Origin of the sequence: Nocardioides cavernae (assembly GCF_013410035.1) — a bacterium.
Taxonomy (GTDB): domain Bacteria; phylum Actinomycetota; class Actinomycetes; order Propionibacteriales; family Nocardioidaceae; genus Nocardioides; species Nocardioides cavernae_A.
Genome location: NZ_JACCBW010000002.1, coordinates 1,518,313 through 1,536,238, shown reverse-complemented (window position 1 = coordinate 1,536,238; position 17,926 = coordinate 1,518,313). Strand labels below are relative to the sequence as shown.

General features: G+C 72.5%; 15 protein-coding genes and 1 tRNA gene. 5 read left to right on the top strand and 11 right to left on the bottom strand.

The window, feature by feature from the left end; translation table 11 throughout:
• Positions 1-403 precede the first annotated feature (403 nt).
• Entirely contained in the window at positions 404-1,669 is a 1,266-nt protein-coding gene (gene tyrS, locus F4692_RS14980) for a tyrosine--tRNA ligase (protein ID WP_179620389.1), read from the bottom strand.
• 73 nt (positions 1,670-1,742) lie between these two features.
• Between tyrS and F4692_RS14975 the strand changes: the two genes are divergently transcribed.
• Positions 1,743-3,125: a serine/threonine-protein kinase gene (locus F4692_RS14975; protein WP_179620388.1), complete on the top strand. Its 1,383-nt coding sequence runs from the start codon at positions 1,743-1,745 to the stop codon at positions 3,123-3,125.
• Between the two features lie 31 nt (positions 3,126-3,156).
• Here the strand turns inward: F4692_RS14975 and F4692_RS14970 are convergent, their stop codons facing one another.
• The 4 genes from F4692_RS14970 to F4692_RS14955 form a co-directional block, all read right to left on the bottom strand.
• Positions 3,157-3,822, bottom strand: coding sequence for a response regulator (locus F4692_RS14970; protein ID WP_179620387.1), 666 nt, complete (start codon positions 3,820-3,822; stop codon positions 3,157-3,159).
• On the bottom strand, positions 3,819-5,096 hold the full coding sequence (locus F4692_RS14965) for a sensor histidine kinase (RefSeq protein ID WP_179620386.1): 1,278 nt from the start codon (positions 5,094-5,096) through the stop codon (positions 3,819-3,821). The genes F4692_RS14970 and F4692_RS14965 overlap by 4 nt, the downstream gene beginning before the upstream one ends.
• 20 nt (positions 5,097-5,116) lie before the next feature.
• Complete coding sequence (locus tag F4692_RS14960; RefSeq protein WP_179620385.1) at positions 5,117-5,677, bottom strand: hypothetical protein; 561 nt, start codon at positions 5,675-5,677, stop codon at positions 5,117-5,119.
• A gap of 140 nt (positions 5,678-5,817) precedes the next feature.
• A tRNA-Ile gene (locus F4692_RS14955) sits at positions 5,818-5,891 on the bottom strand.
• Positions 5,892-6,094: 203 nt separating this feature from the next.
• Here F4692_RS14955 and F4692_RS14950 point away from each other — a divergent pair.
• On the top strand, positions 6,095-7,846 hold the full coding sequence (locus tag F4692_RS14950) for a sensor histidine kinase (RefSeq protein WP_179620384.1): 1,752 nt from the start codon (positions 6,095-6,097) through the stop codon (positions 7,844-7,846).
• A gap of 9 nt (positions 7,847-7,855) precedes the next feature.
• On the opposite strand, the gene F4692_RS14945 is transcribed toward F4692_RS14950, so the two are convergent.
• On the bottom strand, positions 7,856-8,815 hold the full coding sequence (locus tag F4692_RS14945; protein ID WP_179620383.1) for a GNAT family N-acetyltransferase: 960 nt from the start codon (positions 8,813-8,815) through the stop codon (positions 7,856-7,858).
• Positions 8,816-8,994: 179 nt separating this feature from the next.
• Between F4692_RS14945 and F4692_RS14940 the strand changes: the two genes are divergently transcribed.
• Both F4692_RS14940 and F4692_RS14935 read left to right on the top strand, forming a co-directional pair.
• Positions 8,995-10,395 (top strand): DUF1800 domain-containing protein, encoded by a 1,401-nt coding sequence (locus F4692_RS14940; protein ID WP_179620382.1) that lies wholly within the window; start codon positions 8,995-8,997, stop codon positions 10,393-10,395.
• A gap of 1 nt (position 10,396) precedes the next feature.
• Positions 10,397-11,692, top strand: a complete 1,296-nt coding sequence (locus F4692_RS14935) for a DUF1501 domain-containing protein (RefSeq protein WP_179620381.1) — start codon at positions 10,397-10,399, stop codon at positions 11,690-11,692.
• Between the two features lie 4 nt (positions 11,693-11,696).
• Here the strand turns inward: F4692_RS14935 and F4692_RS14930 are convergent, their stop codons facing one another.
• Entirely contained in the window at positions 11,697-12,899 is a 1,203-nt protein-coding gene (locus F4692_RS14930; RefSeq protein WP_179620380.1) for a molybdopterin-dependent oxidoreductase, read from the bottom strand.
• A gap of 66 nt (positions 12,900-12,965) precedes the next feature.
• Between F4692_RS14930 and F4692_RS14925 the strand changes: the two genes are divergently transcribed.
• Positions 12,966-13,718 carry a PIG-L deacetylase family protein gene (locus F4692_RS14925; protein WP_179620379.1) on the top strand — a complete coding sequence of 251 codons (753 nt, stop codon included), beginning with the start codon at positions 12,966-12,968 and terminating at the stop codon, positions 13,716-13,718.
• Between the two features lie 22 nt (positions 13,719-13,740).
• Here F4692_RS14925 and F4692_RS14920 read toward each other — a convergent pair whose 3' ends face one another.
• The 4 genes from F4692_RS14920 to F4692_RS14905 are packed head-to-tail and all read right to left on the bottom strand — an operon-like array spanning position 13,741 to position 17,886.
• Positions 13,741-14,694: a TauD/TfdA dioxygenase family protein gene (locus F4692_RS14920; protein ID WP_179620378.1), complete on the bottom strand. Its 954-nt coding sequence runs from the start codon at positions 14,692-14,694 to the stop codon at positions 13,741-13,743.
• 24 nt (positions 14,695-14,718) lie between these two features.
• Positions 14,719-15,624, bottom strand: coding sequence for an ABC transporter permease (locus tag F4692_RS14915; RefSeq protein WP_308645317.1), 906 nt, complete (start codon positions 15,622-15,624; stop codon positions 14,719-14,721).
• The gene (locus F4692_RS14910) at positions 15,617-16,906 is read right to left on the bottom strand and encodes a quaternary amine ABC transporter ATP-binding protein (RefSeq protein WP_179620377.1); all 1,290 of its coding nucleotides are present in this window, start codon (positions 16,904-16,906) and stop codon (positions 15,617-15,619) included. The genes F4692_RS14915 and F4692_RS14910 overlap by 8 nt, the downstream gene beginning before the upstream one ends.
• Complete coding sequence (locus F4692_RS14905; RefSeq protein ID WP_179620376.1) at positions 16,903-17,886, bottom strand: ABC transporter substrate-binding protein; 984 nt, start codon at positions 17,884-17,886, stop codon at positions 16,903-16,905. Before F4692_RS14905 ends, F4692_RS14910 begins: the two co-directional genes overlap by 4 nt.
• Between the last annotated feature and the right edge of the window lie 40 nt (positions 17,887-17,926).

Here is a 17,926-nt window from a genome sequence, read left to right as displayed (position 1 = left end):
AAGGCCAGCAGAACAACCGATGTCAACGGGGCATAACAAACTAATTCGTCGACTAATCAAACACACTGTTGAGTTCTCAAGAATCAGACGCACCCACATCGCGATCCGGTGAGGATCTCGGTTGCGTGAGGCAACTGGTCAAACCTAGCGAGCGACTTTCTGACGAGGCAAATCCTCGACTGTTTCGCTCTGACCCACTGGTGTCACCGTGACCGATGACCGCTTCGGGTTGTCCTGCCCGGGGCCGCGAGCCCGGCCTGACCGGCCTTGCTCACCGCCGCTCCCTGGCGACAAAGAGAACAGTATGCGTACTCATGACATCGCGCAAATCGAAACGGTGTGACCGCGGGCACATCAGCGTTTTCGCAGGTCAGAGGCCTGTTGTGACGCGTGGGGCGGCGTGTCAGCCCACCTCGACGCCCGCGAAGCGCTTCTTGCCACGGCGTAGGACCAGCCACGAACCGCCCACCAGGTCGGCCTCGGTGGGCCGCAGCTCGGGGTCCTCGACGCGCACGTTGTTGAGGTAGGCGCCGCCCTCTGCCACCGTGCGGCGGGCCTCGCCCTTGCTCGCGACCAGGCCGGCCGCCACGAAGAGGTCGAGGATCCCGGGCAGGTCGCCTGCGGGGACGGTGGTCCCACCGGCCTCGCGCAGCGCCGAGGCGAGGGTGTCGGGCTTGATGCCGGCGAGGTCTCCCCCACCGAACAGCGCTGCCGCCGCCGCCTTGGCCTGCTCGACCTCGTCCGCACCGTGCACCAGCGCGGTCACCTCGTCGGCGAGCCGCTTCTGTCCCGCGCGCAGGAAGGGCTTGTCCGCCGTCTGCTGCTCGAGGTCCTCGATCTCCTCGCGGGAGAGGAAGGTGAAGACCCGGAGCAGCTCGCCCACCTTCTCGTCCTCGGCGTTGAGCCAGAACTGATGGAAGGCGTAGGGCGACAGCATCGCCGGGTCGAGCCACAGTGCGCCGCCCTCGGTCTTGCCGTACTTGGTGCCGTCGGACTTGGTGAGCAGCGGCGTGGCCAGGGCGTGCACGTGCGCGCCGTCCGTGCGGCGGATCAGGTCGACCCCCGCGGTGAGGTTGCCCCACTGGTCGGAGCCGCCGAACTGGAGCGTGATGCCGTGCTGGCGGTGGAGCTCGAGGTAGTCCATCGACTGGAGGAGCACGTAGGAGAACTCGGTGTAGCTGATGCCCGACTCGAGGCGACGCTTCACGGTGTCGCGGGCGAGCATCCGGTTGACCGGGAAGTGCTTGCCGATGTCGCGCAGGAAGTCGATGACCGACAGCGACGCCGTCCAGTCGTGGTTGTTGACCATCGTCGCGGCGTTGTCGCCGTCGAAGGAGAGGAACGGCTCGATCTGGCCGCGCACCCGCTCGACCCACTCCCGGACGGTGTCGGAGGAGTGGAGGGTGCGCTCCCCGGAGTCCCGGGGGTCGCCGATCATGCCGGTGGCCCCTCCCACGAGGGCGTACGGCGTGTGACCGGCCTCCTGGAGGCGGCGAGCCGTGAGCACCTGGACCAGGTGGCCCATGTGGAGGCTCGGCGCCGTGGGGTCGAAGCCCACGTAGAACCTGACGCTCCCCTCGCCCAGCGCCGCGCGGAGCGCGTCGCGGTCGGTGGAGTGCGCGATCAGGCCGCGCCACTCCAGCTCGTCGAGGACATTCGGCGTCGTCACGTGGGTTCCTTACGGGTGAGGTGGGTTGGTGGCCGGGCACTAGCCTAGGGCGCGGACGCAGGAGGTACGGCACGTGATCGCTGGCAGGTACACGCTCGAGCGGGAGATCGGCCGGGGTGGCTCCGGCACGGTGCACCTCGCGCACGACGAGGTGCTCGGACGCCAGGTCGCGATCAAGCGGATCGGGCTCATCCCGGGCTCGGACAGCGTCGAGCTGGAACGCGCCGAGCGCGAGGCCCGGCTGGCGGCGGCGCTCAACCACCCGCACGTCGTGTCGGTGTTCGACCTGGTCGACGAGCAGGACGTGCGGTGGCTGGTGATGGAGTACGTCGACGGGCAGACGCTCAGCGAACGCGTACGCACGACCGGGCCGCTCGAGGCCACCGAGGCGGCCGCGCTGCTCGCGCAGACGGCCGACGCCCTCGTCGAGGCCCACGCCCACGGGATCGTGCACCGCGACGTCAAGCCCAGCAACATCATGCTCGCCGGCGCCGGGGCCAAGCTGAACGACTTCGGCATCGCGCGCTCGGCCGACGACCCGTCCCTCACCCAGACCGGTCTCGTCACGGGCTCCCCCGCCTACCTCGCCCCCGAGGTGGCCTCCGGCTCCTCCGCCACGCCTGCCAGCGACGTCTGGTCGCTGGGGGCCACGCTCTACCACGCGGTCACGGGCCGCCCGCCGTACGAGGTCGGCGACAACCTCATCGGGGCGCTCTACAAGATCGTCCACGAGGACCCGCCGCGCCTTCCGGAGGACCACCCGCTCGCCGGACTGCTCTCGGTGATGATGCACCGGGAGCCGGACGCCCGCTGGCCGATGCCGCGCGTGCGCGACGAGCTCGCCCGGATCGCGCGCGGCCAGCGCTCCACCGTCGTCGCCACCGCCGCGGCGCCGCCCGTGCGTGAGCACACCGGCGTGCTCCCCCCGGCGCAGCCGACACCGGTCGCGCGCGAGCGACGCGGTCGCGGGCTGCGGTGGGCGGTGATCGCAGCAGCCGCGGTGCTCGCCGTCGCGGCGGTCGTGGCGGCGTACGTCCTCGCGGGACGCCAGGCCCCGGAGGCGAGCCCCGACCGGGACACCCGGTCCCCCGCCACCTCGGAGACCTCCGGGACGCCCGAGGGCGAGAGCCCTCCCCCGGTGACGGCCGAAGAGGTCAGGCAGCAGATGGACACGTTCATCACGTCCTACCTCTCCACCGTCACGAGCAACCCTCGCGCAGCGTTCGACCAGCTCACGCCGGAGTTCCAGGAGCGCAGCGGCGGCTTCGACGGCTACATGAACTGGTGGGGCAAGGTGCGGTCGGCGACCCTCGCCGAGGTCCGGTCCGACCCGTCCGACCTCACCGTGGGCTACACCGTCGACTACGTCATGACGTCGGGCGAGCGCAGCACCCAGCGCGTACGCCTCCAGCTCGAGCGCCTCGACGACCGGCTGCTGATCGCCGGCGAGGGCTGAGGGCCCCGGGGCCGAGGGGCCGAGGGGGCGCTCAGCGGCCGCCGAGGTCGTGGCGGGCGGCCCAGAGCGCCGCCTGGGTGCGGTCGGCGACCCCGATGCGCTGGTAGGCCGAGGTCAGGTGCGCCTTCACGGTGCGCTCGGTGATCCCGAGGCGCTGGGCGATCTGCTTGTTGAGCAGACCCTCGACCACGAGGGCGAGGACCTCCGCCTCGCGCGGCGACAGGTCGGCGGGCGCGCCGCCGCCGGAGCCCGCGGCACCACCCGCGGCGTGGGGAGGGGCCCCGGTCGCGCGGGTGAGCAACCGGCGCGCGGCCCGGGGGTCGAGCGGAGACTCCCCGCGGGCCACGGCGCGGATCCCGTCGAGGAGGATGTCGGGCTCGGCGTCCTTGAGGAGGTAGCCGACCGCGCCGGCCTCGACCGCCGCGTCGATGCGCGCGTGGTCGGAGAACGAGGTCAGCACCAGCACCTCGGTGCCGGCCTGCTCGGCGACGATGGCGCGGGTCGCCTCGACGCCGTCGAGCACGGGCATCTGCAGGTCCATCACGGCGACGTCGGGGCGGTGCCGGCGCACCAGGTCCACCGCCTCGCTCCCGTCGCGCGCCACCGCGACGACCTCGAGGTCGTCGGTCGACTCGATGAGACCCGTCAGCCCCCTGCGCACGACCGCATGGTCGTCGGCCACCACCACACGGATCATGCGACCGGCACCTCCACCCGCACCGTGGTGCCCGAGCCCGGGGCGGACTCGACGTCCATCGTGCCGCCGTGCTCGCGCACCAGGCTGTCCGCCGCGCGGAGGCCGAACCGGTCGTCCGCGGGCGCCGCACCGGGGACGAAGCCGCGTCCGTCGTCGACCACCTCGAGCACCAGGGAGTCGCCCTGACGGTGCACCGTGAGCGACATGCGGCCGGCCCCGGCGTGCCGGGCCACGTTGCGCACCGCCTCCTGGGCCACCCGCCACACGAGCGCGACGGCCGGGCGGGACGCGTCCTCGTCGCCGCTCACGTGCACGTCGACGCTCACGCCCGTGGCCGCGAGCGGGGCGACGAGGTCGTCCACCGCCGCCGCGATGCCGGCCGTGTGCAGGTCCGGCGGGTAGATCTCGACCAGCAGCGAGCGGAGCGCACGCATGCTCACGCGCAGGGAGCGGCCCACCTGCTCGAGCTCGTCACGGTCAGGTCCAGCGACGCGCGCGGCGACGGTGGAGAGGGTCATCGACGACCCGGCGAGATCCTGCACGACGCCGTCGTGGAGGTCGCGGGCGATGCGCAGCCGCTCGGCGTCGGAGGCGCGTACGGCAGCCTCGAGCAGGCGCTCGCGCTCCCGCGCCCCCCGCGCGATGCGGCGCGAGAGGAGCCACACGAGGGGCGTGCTGAGGGCCACCAGGGCTAGCAGCGAGCCGATGGTGATGGGCAGGAACCGGTCGAGCACCTCCGCCCGGCTCTCCCGGATCCGGTCCACGCCCAGGTAGGCCTCGAAGAGCAGCGGCTCCCCCTCGGGCGACTCGATGCGGGTGTAGACCTCGAGGAGGTCGCCGCCGATCGCGCGCTCGAACCGGTTCTCCGGCTTGGACAGGTCGGACAGCTCGGCGTCGGTCCCGCCCTCGTCGAGCACCTCGAGCTCGTCGTCGTCGAGCGGGTAGACCGCACCGATCAGCTCGGTCCGGTCGCTGTAGAGCACCGTGCCGTCGCGGTCCCAGATCTTGATCCGCAGCACGTCACCGACGAGCAGGCGGTCGAGCGCCGTACGGTCCAGCCGGTCGATCGCGGCGGCGTCGCCGTCCACCAGCCCGGGCGGGATCGCCGGCTGCGCGACGGACGTCCCGAGCACCCGCGTCAGGGAGCGGGCGTCGGCGACCGCCTCGTCGTCGGCGGCCGAGCGGCTGAGCGCGCTGGTCGCGACGAGCACGACCACGAGCGTGACGAATCCCGTGGCCAGGAACTGCACCACGGGATTCGTCAGCCAACGCATGGGGTCCACCTCCGGTGAGGTCAGTAGTTGACCACACCCCGGCAGACCTGCCCGTTGCGCACCGCACGGAACGTCAGGGTGTCCGTGCCGGCGAGGTCGACGACCTTGCGCTCGACCTCGAACGAGCCGCTGCGGGCCGTGGTGGTGGCGGAGCCGCGGTCGCTGACCGAGCCGTTGTGCCGCAGCGTCCAGCCCCAGCGCTGGCCGGCGACGTTGCTGTCCACCTCGCCCTCGACCTCGAGGCGCCCGTCGTCGGTCTTCACCTTGAGCTTCCACGTGGCGCCGCTGCCGCAGCCGCCGGTGCGGATGACGCGGTCGTCGTCACGCCCGTCGTCACGGCCGTCGTCATCGCCGCCGTTGTCGTCGTCGCTGCTGTCGTCGCTGTCGTCGCTGCGGTCCCCGCCGTGGTCGTCACCGGCGTCGTGGCCGGGACCGTCGTCGCCGCCGCTGCGCAGGGACAGAGGGTGGGTCTCGTGGGCGTCGGCTGCCGTGGCGGTCGCGGCGAGGGTGCCGGCGGAGAGGCCGGCGAGCGCGACGGCGACGGCGAGGGAGCGGGCGGTGCGGGTCCGGATGCTGGTCATGGGTCCTCCTGGGTTCGGTGGGACCAGCCTCGTCGCCGCCGCGGGCGGCCGACAGATGTCCGATGGTGCTAGTACCCCCGGGCACCGTCCGGGACGAGGCACGCGGACGAGGCACACGAGCGAGGCACACGAACGAGGAGTAGGGCGGGTGGGGCTCGAACCCACGACCCAAGGATTATGAGTCCTCTGCTCTGACCGACTGAGCTACCGCCCCGTGACGCCCGCGCAGCCTAGCCGCCGCCCACCGGCGCTCCGGCGCTCGGGCCGTCGAGGGTTTTGGCGGGTCATGGCAGGTCGTGGCAGCCGGTGGCGAGGGATGCCACCGGATCGGGCCAATCCGGGCATTCGGCCACATCGGACGCGGAATCGCGCGACAGTTGTTGTCCAGACCACGCGTCGTCGCCACCCGGAGATCCCATGGACCAGGTTGCCGAGACTCCCGCAGCCACGCAGCTGCGCCTCGACGAGCCCACCCGCGAGCACCTGTACGTGCTCGCCGAGGGCGCTGCCGCGCTCGCCGAGTTCAGCCTGTCCGCGATCAGCATCCGCGACGGCGACGAGCTCGAGGTGGTGGCCGCCTACGGCCCCGGGGTGGCCGAGGCCATCCTCGGCAGGCGGTTGCCGGTGGCGCTGCTGGAGGCCGAGATCGAGAACGCCGACGAGTGGGGTCCGTGGCGCTTCGTGCCGCACGACCGGGAGACGGCCGAGATCGCCGGCTACGGCTACGTCTACGAGAGCGTGCTGACCGACGCCCCGGGCGCGTGGCACCCCCGCGACTTCCTGGCCGCGCCGCTCGTGGACGAGTCCGGCGAGCTGCGCGGCGTACTGTCGGTCGACGTGCCGCTGGACGGCCGCCGCCCCGGCAAGGTCCAGCGCGAGCTGCTGGAGAAGTGCGCGGTGGTCACCCGCCGGACCGTGCTGACGGCGCTCGAGCGGATGGAGCTCGCCGAGCGGGTGCGGCTCGCGGCCACGACACGGGAGATCGTGCGGCAGGCGCTCGGCGAGCCGACCCTGGACCTCGTCGTGGAGGCGTCCCGCTCGGCGATCGTGCAGTGCTTCGACGCGTTCGGCATGTGGCTCACGGCCTTCGACGCCCAGGGGGGCACGTCGACGACCTGGTACGCCGAGGGCGAGCCCGCGGAGCCGGCGTTCGACCAGGTCGACGTGGTGGTGGCGGGCCTGGCCGAGCAGTGCTGGGCCGAGCAGCGGGTCGCCCCGTTCTCGGCCGCCGACACCGCCGGCATCCCCCGGTCCGACGCTGACCGCCTGCTCGCGTTCCTCTCCGGCATCGGGATCGGCTCGGTGCTGCTCGTCCCGCTGGGCGTGGGCACGCAGTGCCTGGGCTTCCTGGTGCTCACGCGCGTCTCGGACGTCCGGACGTGGACCGACGTCGAGCTCGACGCCGCGCTGGACATCGGCCACGACCTGGGCCGCGCCGTGGCCAACGCCCGCCAGGTCGACCAGCTCCGGCGGATCGACACCTACCGCACCCAGATGGTCAACACGCTCGGGCACGAGCTGCGCAACCCGATCTTCACGGCGAGCGCGAACCTCGAGATGCTCGGGCTCGCGGACCTCGACCCGGCGGACCACACGTCGCTGACCGCGGCGTCGCGCGCGGTCGCCCGCCTGGAGTCCGTCGTCGACGACCTCCTCACGATGGCGCGGATCGCCGACCCCGACCGGGCCTTCGAGCCGGTCCCGGTCGACCTGCACGACGTGCTGGCCGAGGTCGGCGAGGACTGCGGCCCGGTCGCTGCGTCGAAGTCGGTCGCCTACGCCATCCACGCACCCGCGGGGCCGGTCGTGGTGCCGGGCAACCGCGACGAGCTGCTGCGGCTGCTCTGCAACCTGTCCAGCAACGCCGTGAAGTACACCGACGCCGGAGGGCGGGTCGACCTGCGCGTCGTGCGCCGGGACGACGACGTGGTCGTCACCGTGGCCGACACCGGGATCGGCATCTCGGAGGACGACCAGCGCACGCTGTTCCGCGAGTTCCACCGCTCCACCAACCCCGCTGCGCTGGAGCGGCCCGGCACGGGTCTCGGTCTGGCCATCGTCGAGCGGATCGTCCAGCGGCACTCCGGCACCCTCGACCTGAGCTCGACGCTCGGGGTGGGCACGACGCTCACCGTCCGGCTGCCGGCCGCGGACGCGGCTGTCGCCTGACCGCCACGGTCACCCTCGGACGGCGGCCTCCATCTCGTACATCCGCTCCACGACGCGGAACCCCATGGCCGTGTTGGTGCGGTGCATCGCCGCGTTGTCCGGCGCGGTCCACGTGTGGACCGAGGTGACCTCCGGCGGCAGGTCGGCGTAGTTGGCCGACTTGAGGGCGGCGCCGAGACGGTGGCCGCGGTGCTCCGGCATGACCAGCGTGTCGTCCTGCCAGCCGTAGTCGGTGCCGTGCGGCACGAAGAGCAGGGAGTAACCGCCGAAGGTGCCGTCCGCCCGCCGGCGGGCAGCGGCGACGCGCACGTCGTACGCCCGCATCAGCCGTTCCTCCGACGCGGCGAGACGCTCCTCGTCCACGACCGCCGCCTCCAGCTCGAGCTCGCCGACGGGGACGTCGGCGTTCATCTGGTTGCGCATCGCGAGGTAGGCCCCGCGGTGCTCGTCGGGGCACCGACCGCGCCAGCTGACGACCTCGTACGCCGGGTCCACCGGGGTGGCGCGCACCGGCAGGTCGGCGAGCAGGTGGTCCTCGCGGTGCTTCTCGACCGCACCCATCGCGACGGCGAAGTCGTGCGCCGCGCCGGCCACGTCGACGTCGACCGTCACCTCGCCGCCGATCCGCGTACGCCCGGCGGCGCGGGACCGCTCGATGAGCGCCTCCCACAGCGCGCGGCCGACGCCTTGTCTGCGGTGGGACGGCAGCACCTGGACCTCTACCCAGGCCACGTCGGTGTTCTCGCTCAGGGGCAGCTCGAGCTCGGCGACGCCGACGACCGTGCCGTCGACCGTCGCGCGGAGCCAGGTCCGGTCGTAGTGCGTGCTCGGGGACGTCGCGGTGACCTCGAACGCGGCCGGTGTGGTGACCAGCGCGTGGGGCCGGTCGGCGCGCACCGACCGCTCCATCACGTCGTGCCAGACGGCCCGGGCGGCGGCGTCGGTCGGGTCGAGCGCGTCGATGTGCACACCGCATCCGACCGCACGGACGGAGCGGTCCGCAAACGAGATGCGAGCTCGACTTCGCGTCCGGCTCCGGGCGTGGGACAGTGATGCGTCTCTCTGGGGCTCGGGTTGGGAGGACCTACGTGGCAGGGAAGAAGTCCGGGCGGACGTCGGAGCTGTTGCCGCCGTCGCAGCGTCACCTGGTGACGCGCTTCGGCTACGGCGTCGACGCCACCCTCGCGAAGGACGTCCGCAAGGCCGGTGGCGCCGCGGCGTGGTTCGAGAAGCAGCTCACGCGTCCGGGGGCGTTCCCCGACGCGTCGGCCGACTCGTTGCGCCGGTGGTGGCCGGACCTCGACCGCAAGCCGCGGGACCTGTGGCAGCGGCAGGTCACCGAGGTGCGCGGCGGCTACCAGGTGATGGAGGACTACGGCCGCTGGCTGCTGGTCCGGAGGATCCGCACCCGGCGCCCCGTGCTCGAGAAGATGACCGAGTTCTGGGAGGGCATGCTCCACGTCCCGGTCAGCGGCGACGCGCACTTCACCTGGCGGGCGGCCTACGGCGAGACGGTCCGTGCGCACGCGCTCGGCCGCTTCGACGAGCTCCTGACGGCGACGACGACCCACCCGGCGATGCTGATCTTCCTGTCCGCAGCCACGTCGACGAAGCGTGCGCCCAACGAGAACCTCGGCCGCGAGCTCCTCGAGCTGCACACGCTCGGCGCGGGCAACTACAGCGAGGACGACGTCAAGGCCTCGGCGCGCATCCTGACCGGGTGGCACGTGGACCTCTGGGAGTCCTGGTCGCGGTCCTACGTGAAGGAGGACCACTACACCGGCACGGTGAAGGTCCGTGGCTTCACCCACAACAACCGCAAGGCCGACGGCCGGGAGGTCACGAGGGAGTACCTCCGCTACCTGGCCCACCACCCGGACACCGCGCGCCACGTCTGCGAGCGGCTCGCCACCAAGTTCGTGCGCGACGACCCGCCGCGCGGGCTGGTCGAGCGGCTCGCGAAGGTCTACCTCAGGAACGACACCGAGATCGTCCCCGTGCTGCGCGCGCTGGTGGCCAGCAAGGAGTTCCGCGCGTCGGCCGGCAAGAAGCTGCGTGACCCCAGCGAGGACGTGGTCGCGACCTACCGCGCCCTCGGCGTCGGGGTCGGCCGGCCCACCCGCAACGACTCGGCCGGCAACGCCGTCCTCTGGCAGGCCTCCGGGCTCGGCCTCTCCCCGCACGCGTGGCCCCGACCCGACGGGACCCCGGTCACCGACGCGGTCTGGGCCTCGCCGTCGCGCGCGCTGGGCTCGATGAGCATGCACTGGTCGATGGCCGGCGGCTGGTGGCCATCGCACGGCCTGTCCTACCGCGAGCCCAAGGAGTGGGTGCCGGCGAAGAAGCCGGTCCGGTTCAAGGACCTCGTCGACGACGTCAGCCGCGACCTGCTCCACCGCCCGGCCTCGAAGCGGCTCCTCGAGACCGCGTGCCTGGCCACCGGCTGCACGGCCAAGGAGAAGATCGACCGCGAGCACGGCCTCTACCAGTGGGGCTTCCCGCGACTCCTGGCCGCCGTCCTCGACTCCCCCGACCACCTGGCGTGCTGACATGACGACTTCCGACCACACTCCCCCCGCCGTCGCCCGCTCCTGCGGGTGCCCCGACTTCGTCGAGGCGCGGCTCGCGCTGAGTCGCCGCCGGGTCGTCGGCACCGCCCTGGCCGGCGGTGCGCTGGCCCTGGGCCCGTCGCTGACCGGCACCGGGCCGCAGGCGTACGCCGTCACCGGGCGCACGGCGCGGACGCTCGCCGCCCCCGGCGGCTCGGTCCTGGTGCTGCTCTCGCTGCGCGGGGCGGCCGACGGCCTCTCGCTCGTCGTGCCGCACGCCGACCCGGTCTACTACGCCGCCCGGCCGCGGCTGGCCGTGCCCGCCGCCTCGCTCCTCGCCCCGGACGCGATGTTCGGCCTGCACCCGGCGCTCGCACCGCTCCTGCCGATGTGGCAGGCCGGCCGGCTCGCCGCCGTCCACGCGACCGGGATGGCGACGCCGAACCGGTCCCACTTCGCCGCGATGGAGGCCATCGAGGACGCCGCGCCCGGCTCGACCGAGCGCAACGGCTGGCTGAACCGGCTCCTCGGCCAGCTCGCCGGCGAGTCGCCGCTGCAGGGCACGGCCATGGGCAACCAGGTCCCGACCTCGCTCTTCGGCACCCATCCCGCGTTCGTGGTCAACCGGGTCGACAACGCCAAGGTCGCCGGCACCGAGGAGGACGGGCGCCGGCTCGCCTCGCTCTCGCACGCCTGGACGGGCAGCAGCCCGATGAGCCGCGCGGTGCGCGACGCGATCTCGGGCGCGCAGACCTTCGGGGTCGCACGCGACACGGCCGCTGGCACGCCCACCCCGGCGTACCCCGGCACGGGCCTGGGCAAGGCGCTGTCCGACGTGTCACGGATCGTGCGTTCCGGCGTCGGGGCCGAGGTGATCACCGTGGACCAGGGCGACTGGGACATGCACACCGACGCGGGCACGCTCGAGTGGGGCGAGATGAAGCGCAACGCCGGTGACCTCGCCGGCTCGATCGCCGCGTTCTTCGCCGACCTCGGCCCGGCCGCCGACCGCGTGACGCTGGTGACGCTCAGCGAGTTCGGCCGGCGCGTCAAGGAGAACGACAACTACGGCACCGACCATGGCTTCGGCAACGTCATGTTCGTCGCCGGTGCGGGCGTCCGGGGCGGGCAGTACTACGGCTCCTGGCCCGGTCTGCAGAACACCCTCGACGGCGACCTCCTCGTCACCACCGACTACCGCAGCGTGCTGACCGAGATCGTCACGAAGCGCTTCGGCGTATCGGTGGCGCAGGTGTTCCCGGGCTTCTCGCCGCAGCCGGTCGGCGTGATGGCCTGAGCCGTCAGACGACGGTCACCGGATGGCGCACCACCGCGTCGAAGAAGTAGCCCTGCGTGTTGTACGCCGCGACGAGCGGCTGCGTGCGCCCGAGCTCGTCGGTGGCGCGCGCCAGCAGGTGGCGCGGCCCGGGGCGCAGGCGCGCGGTGCGGACCGACCACTGCGTCCAGCCCTGCTCGCGCTGCGAGCGCCGGTCGAGGACCGCGGGCCGCCACGACCGGCCGTCGTCGAGGCTGATCTGGACCGACCGGATCCGGCCGGCCCCGCTCCACGACCGACCGGTGAGCGTGGACGGGCGCGACGGCAGGGTGGCCCCGGCGGCCAGCTCCCAGGCGGAGCGGACCGGGTTGACGGTCAACGGCGGCGAGTCGGCCGGCCAGTCGGGTCCGGTCATCCGGTAGAACGTCGTGTTCCACGGCGACGTGAGCTGGGTGCGGGACACCTCGAGCGAGCCGAGCCACTTGATGCTGGCGATGCCGACCCAACCGGGGAGCACCAGCCGCAGGGGGTAGCCGTGGTCGGGAAGCAGGTCCTCGCCGTTCATCCCCCAGGCCAGCAGCGCGTCGTCGAGCGCCTTGGCGACCGGGAACGGGCGGCGCACCCGCCCGTGGTCGATGCCCCCGGAGACGAAGGGGTCGTCGAGACCCGTCGCCTGGATGGACACGGCATCGGGCGCGATGCCGACCGCGCGGAGCACGTCGCGCAGGCGCACGCCGGTCCAGAGCACCGTGCCGACCGCGCCGAGCGTCCAGGCGGTGCCCGAGACCGACTGCCCCTGCTGGCTGGTGAAGTGGCTGCGGCCGTTGCCGGTGCACTCGAGGACGGCGGTCAGGTCGTGGTGGGGCAGCCGCTGGAGGTCGGCGAACGACAGGCGCAGCGCCTCGCCCTCGGTGCGGGCGGTCGCCAGGCCGTCGCCGAACACGCGCAGGCCGTAGGTCGAGCGGTCGACCTGGGGGGTACGCGTGTGGTTGCGCACGAACAGCCGCGACTGGGGCGTGAGGTAGGCGCCCGGCTCGACCGAGTCCCACCGCATCTCGGCGTTGGTGCCGAAGTCACGGAACCAGGCGGGCGGGGTCGGCTTGAGGATGGCGGGCGCGGCGGCGACGGCCGGGCCGGCGCGCCAGATCGATCCCGGGACGGCGGCGGTTCCGCCGACGAGGGCGGCGGTGGCGAGGAGCCCACGGCGGGTGGGGGCGTACGGGGTCATGGGGCGACCATATATGAGTAAGTCGTTCGTTTCACTACACTAGCGTCGCGGTGCGATGCTCGGTCCATGACCGACCAGCGTCCCGCACCGCCGTCCTACGAGCCGCTCCCCGAGGACTGGGACAGCGCCCTGTTCGTGGTCGCGCACCCCGACGACATCGAGTACGGCGCGGCCGCGGCGGTCGCCCGCTGGACGGGCCAGGGCAAGCGGGTCGTCTACTGCATGGTGACCAGCGGCGAGGCCGGCATCGACGGGATCAGCCCGGACGAGTGCCGCGCCGTGCGCGAGGCCGAGGAGATCGCGTCGGCCGCCGTGGTCGGGGTGGACGAGGTCGTCTTCCTCCGGCTCCCCGACGGGGTGCTGGAGTACGGCGTCGAGCTGCGCCGCGCGATCGCGCAGGTGGTGCGCGAGCACCGCCCCGACGTCGCGATGACCATCAACTTCCGCGAGACCTTCGGTGGGACCAACCTCAACCAGGCCGACCACATCGCGGTCGGCAGGGCGCTGCTCGACGCCGTGCGCGACGCGGGCAACCGCTGGATCTTCCCCGAGCAGCTGGTCGACGGGCTCGAGCCCTGGGGTGGGGTGAGGGCCGTCTGGGCCGGCAGCTCGCCGCAGTCGACGCACGCGGTCGACGTGACCGACACCTTCGACGCCGGGGTGACCTCGCTCCGGGAGCACAAGGCCTACATCGACGGTCTCGGCTGGGAGGGCTGGGACCCCGAGGAGTTCCTCGACGGGATCCTCCGCAGCGGCGGACAGGGGCTGGGCGTGACGCACGCGACGGCCTTCGAGGTGTTCCCGCTCGGCTGGGGCTGAGCGGGGCCACCACCCCGTCCGGTCAGCTGATGAGCTCGTCGAGCCGGGAGTACGCCTCGGCGTCGCCACGGAGGACGCGGCTCGGCCGTCCGTCGATGCTCACCGGCACGTCGCCCGCGACGGTGATCCGCGCCATCTCGCGGTACTCGGTGCCGAAGTCGGCCACCGCGTAGTGCTGCGTGGCCCGGTTGTCCCAGACCGCGAGGTCACCGGGCTGCCAGGCCCAGCGGATCGTGTTCTCCAGCCGCGTGATCCGGTTCTGCAGCAGGGTGAACAGGGCGATCGACTCCGCGCTGTTGAACCCGCTGAACCCCTTGACGAAGTGGCCGAGCACGAGCGAGCGCTCCCCCGTCTCCGGGTGCACGCGCACGACCGGGTGCTCGGTCTCGAACAGCTGCGAGGCGAAGTCGGCGCGCGTGTAGTTGGCGTCCGGCTCCTCGGAGTCCTCGTCACGCTGGGCGTAGTCGTAGCTGTTGGTGTGCACCGCCCACAGGTCGTCGACCAGCGCCTTCAGCGGCGCCGGCAGCGCGTCGTACGCCGCGACGGTGTTCGCCCACACCGTGTTGCCGCCGTAGGGCGGCAGGTGCACGGCCCGCAGCACGCTGATGGCCGGCACCCGGTCGACGAAGGTGACGTCGGTGTGCCACGCGTTGGCGGCCATGCCCTTGTCGGCGGTCACCTTGAAGACCCTGCCGCTCCCGGTGTTGACCGTCGGGTGGGCCGACGTCAGCGGCCCGAAGGTCTCCGCGAACGCCTGGTGGCCCGCCTCGTCGAGGTGGTCCTGGCCGCGGAAGAAGACGACCTTGTGGCGCAGGAGCGCCTGCCTGATGGTCGCGAGGGTCGCCTCGGACAGGTCGCCGCCGAGGCGTACGCCGTCGATGCGGGCGCCGATGCGGCCGCCGAGCTGCTGGACGGTCACGGCACCGACGGGGGCGGCGGTGTGAGCGGTGGTGGGGGCGTCGAGGGTGGAGGTCATGTCAGTTCCTTTCGGGACGTGCGGTCAGGCGACGGGGACCGGCTCTGCGGTCACGGTCCTCGTCGGGGCGGCTGCGCGACGGCGTGGCCACCACGAGGGTTCGGCGCGGCCCTGGCCGCCGAGGGCCGAGGTCACGCGGTCGAGGTAGATGGCGATGACCACGACGGCGAGGCCGCCCTCGATGGACGCGGCGATCTGCAGTCCCTGGACCGCGTTGACCACCACTCCGCCGAGGCCCGCGCCACCGACCAGACCGGCGACGACCACCATCGACAGGGCGAGCATGATCACCTGGTTGACGCCGGTCATGATCGACGGCATCGCGAGCGGGAGCTGCACCTCGCGCAGCACCTCGCCCCGCGACGCACCGAAGGCCACGGAGGCCTCCACCGTCTCGCCGTCGACCTGGTTGATGCCCAGCTGCGTCAGCCGGACGGCCGGCGGCACGGAGAACACGATCGTCGCCACCAGGCCGGGGGCGTCGCCGACGCCGAAGAACAGGATCGTCGGCAGCAGGTAGACGAAGACCGGGAGCGTCTGCATGAGGTCGAGGACCGGCCGCAGCACGCTGCGTACCACCGGGTCGAACGCCGACCAGATGCCGAGGGGGATGCCGACGAGCAGGGCCACGACCGTCGCCACGACCACCGACGCCATCGTCTGCATGGTCTCGGGCCACAGGTCCATGGACTGGATGAGCAGCAGGCCCAGTCCCAGCCCGGCCGACAGCAGCACCCGGCGGGTCGCCAGCAGCGCGATCACCACGAGCACGACGACCATGGCCACGGGCGTGAGCGCCGTCAGCAGGTCATAGACGGAGCGCAGGCCGAAGTTGAGGATGTCCTTGAGCAGGTCGAAGAAGCCCCCGAGGTGCTCGGTCATGTAGTCGATGACGCTCTCGCCGCGTTCACCGATGCGGAGGTCAGGCACTGACCGCCACCTCCAGCCGTTCGTCGGCCTCCCGCTCGGCGAGGGGCGCCGTCGAGAGCGTGGACAGGATCGTGGCGCGGGGCACCACGCCCCTCAGCCGGCCACGCTCGTCGACCACGGTCACCGGCACGACCTGCCGGCCGGCCCGGTGCATGAAGTCACCGATGTGCGCCGTGGGCTCCACGGTGTGGAAGTCCTGGGTCACCGCACCGGTCAGGTCCTGGTCGCCACGGTTGGCGGCACCCAGGAGGGCCGCATCGGTGACGACGCCCAGCAGGCGCTCGTCGGCGCCGACGACGAAGGCACCCTGGGCCTCGTTGTCACCGAGGCGGCGCAGCGCCTCGTCGGGACGGTCGTCGGCCGAGAACACCAGCTTCGCGGGGCGCAGCAGGTCGTACGCCGTGAGCACCCGGGCGCGGTCGACGTCGGCCACGAACTCGCTGACGTAGTCGTCGGCGGGGTGGGCCACGATCTCGGCGCCGGGGGCGCACTGGACGACCCGGCCCTGGCGCATGACCATCACCTGGTCGCCGATGCGCATCGCCTCGTTCAGGTCGTGCGTCACGAACACCGTGGTGCGCCGGTCCTCCGCCTGGAGCTCGAGCAGGAGGTCCTGCATGTCGCGCCGGATGAGCGGGTCGAGCGCCGAGAACGGCTCGTCCATCAGCAGGATGGGTGGGTCGACGGCGAGCGCACGGGCGAGCCCGACGCGTTGCCGCATCCCTCCGGACAGCTCGTGCGGCATCTTGTCGCCGCGGTCGCCGAGCCCGACCCTGGCGAGGGCGGCCTCGGCACGGTCGCGGCGCTCCGCCCTGCCGACGCCGCGGACCTTCAGCCCGTAGGCGGCGTTGTCGCGGACGGTGCGGTGCGGGAAGAGCGAGAAGTGCTGGAACACCATGCCGATGTCGTTGTTGCGGATCTCGCGGAGTCGCGCGTCGCTGACCCGGGTGATGTCCTCGCCGTCGATGAGCAGCTCACCGGCGGTGGGCTCGTTGAGCCGGTTGACCATCCGCAGCACGGTGGACTTGCCCGAACCGGAGAGGCCCATCACCACGAACATCTCGCCCTTGCCGATCGAGAAGCTCACGTCGCTGGCGCCGAGGTAGCCACCCGCCGCGCTCACCGCGGCGGCCGGGTCGTCGGAGGCCAGGGCGCGGGCGGCCTGACGGTCGCTGAGGCCGTAGACCTTGGAGAGCGACCGGCCCTCGATCGCCGGCTGCTCGCCCGACCGGCCGGTCGGCGCGGTGGTCGTCGCGGTGGTCGTGCCCGGACCGGCCGTCATGACGCGAACGCCTGGGCCGCCGGCTCCCCGTCGGCGTCCTCGACGCCGTCGAGGAACGTCGCCACGGTGTCGGGGTTGGCCTCGATCCAGGCCGCGGCGATGTCGGCGAGCTCCTGGCCGTCCTTGTCGTGGGCGTAGTAGAACTCGCCGGCCTGGTCGGTGGTGAAGGTCAGGTTGCCGAGGAACTCGTTGATCTCCGGGTTGTCGTCGGCGAAGCCGGCGCGCGTGACCGTCCGGATCTCACCGGCACCGCCCCAGACCTCCTCGGGGTCCTCGAGGAAGACGGTGTCGAACTCGACGGTCATCCAGTGGGGGCTCCAGGCCAGGAAGACGATGGGGTCGCCGGCCTTCTGCGCCTTGGTGACCTGGGCGAGCATCGCCGGGGTGCCGCTCGCGACGAGCTCCCAGTCGCCGAGACCGTAGGCGTCGGCGTCGATGGCCGCCTGGATGGTCTCGTTGCCCGGCGACCCGGCCTCGATGCCGTAGATCTTGCGGCCGAACTCGTCCGCGTGCTCGTCCAGGTCGGCGAGCGAGGACACCCCGAGCTCCTGGGCCACGTCGCCCGGGACGGCCGGGGCGTACTCCGTGCCCGTGACGAGGGTCGAGACCACGTCGACGTCTCCCCCGTCGATCAGCTCGCCGAAGGTCGGCTCCTGCGAGGGCCACCAGTTGCCGAGGTACGCGTCGATGTCGCCGGTACCGAGCGCGGAGGCCGCGTTCTCCACCGACAGGTTCTTCTTGATCGAGGCGTCGTAGCCGATCTGCTCGAGCACCTGGACCGCGATCTCGTTCTCGACCTGGAGGTCGACCCACGGCTGCTCGGCGAGCACGACCGAGTCGGTGCCGCCGCCGGAGCTGCTGCTGGCGAAGTCGTCGCCGGCGCCGTCGGCGTCCGAGGCGCAGCCGGTCAGCAACGCGCCGAGGCCGAGCGTGGCGACGACGGCGAGGCGGGCGCCGCGAGTGGTGGTGCGGTGGGTCATGGGAGCTCCTGGTCCGGAAGGGTCGATCAATATATGAGTG

Coding starts and splice junctions, on each gene's coding strand:
- F4692_RS14970 (WP_179620387.1), bottom strand. CDS start 3,822: ATGATCCGTGTGGTGGTGGCCGACGACCATGCGGTCGTGCGCAGGGGG.
- F4692_RS14965 (WP_179620386.1), bottom strand. CDS start 5,096: ATGCGTTGGCTGACGAATCCCGTGGTGCAGTTCCTGGCCACGGGATTC.
- F4692_RS14960 (WP_179620385.1), bottom strand. CDS start 5,677: ATGACCAGCATCCGGACCCGCACCGCCCGCTCCCTCGCCGTCGCCGTC.
- F4692_RS14950 (WP_179620384.1), top strand. CDS start 6,095: ATGGACCAGGTTGCCGAGACTCCCGCAGCCACGCAGCTGCGCCTCGAC.
- F4692_RS14935 (WP_179620381.1), top strand. CDS start 10,397: ATGACGACTTCCGACCACACTCCCCCCGCCGTCGCCCGCTCCTGCGGG.
- F4692_RS14930 (WP_179620380.1), bottom strand. CDS start 12,899: ATGACCCCGTACGCCCCCACCCGCCGTGGGCTCCTCGCCACCGCCGCC.
- F4692_RS14925 (WP_179620379.1), top strand. CDS start 12,966: ATGACCGACCAGCGTCCCGCACCGCCGTCCTACGAGCCGCTCCCCGAG.
- F4692_RS14920 (WP_179620378.1), bottom strand. CDS start 14,694: ATGACCTCCACCCTCGACGCCCCCACCACCGCTCACACCGCCGCCCCC.
- F4692_RS14910 (WP_179620377.1), bottom strand. CDS start 16,906: ATGACGGCCGGTCCGGGCACGACCACCGCGACGACCACCGCGCCGACC.
- F4692_RS14905 (WP_179620376.1), bottom strand. CDS start 17,886: ATGACCCACCGCACCACCACTCGCGGCGCCCGCCTCGCCGTCGTCGCC.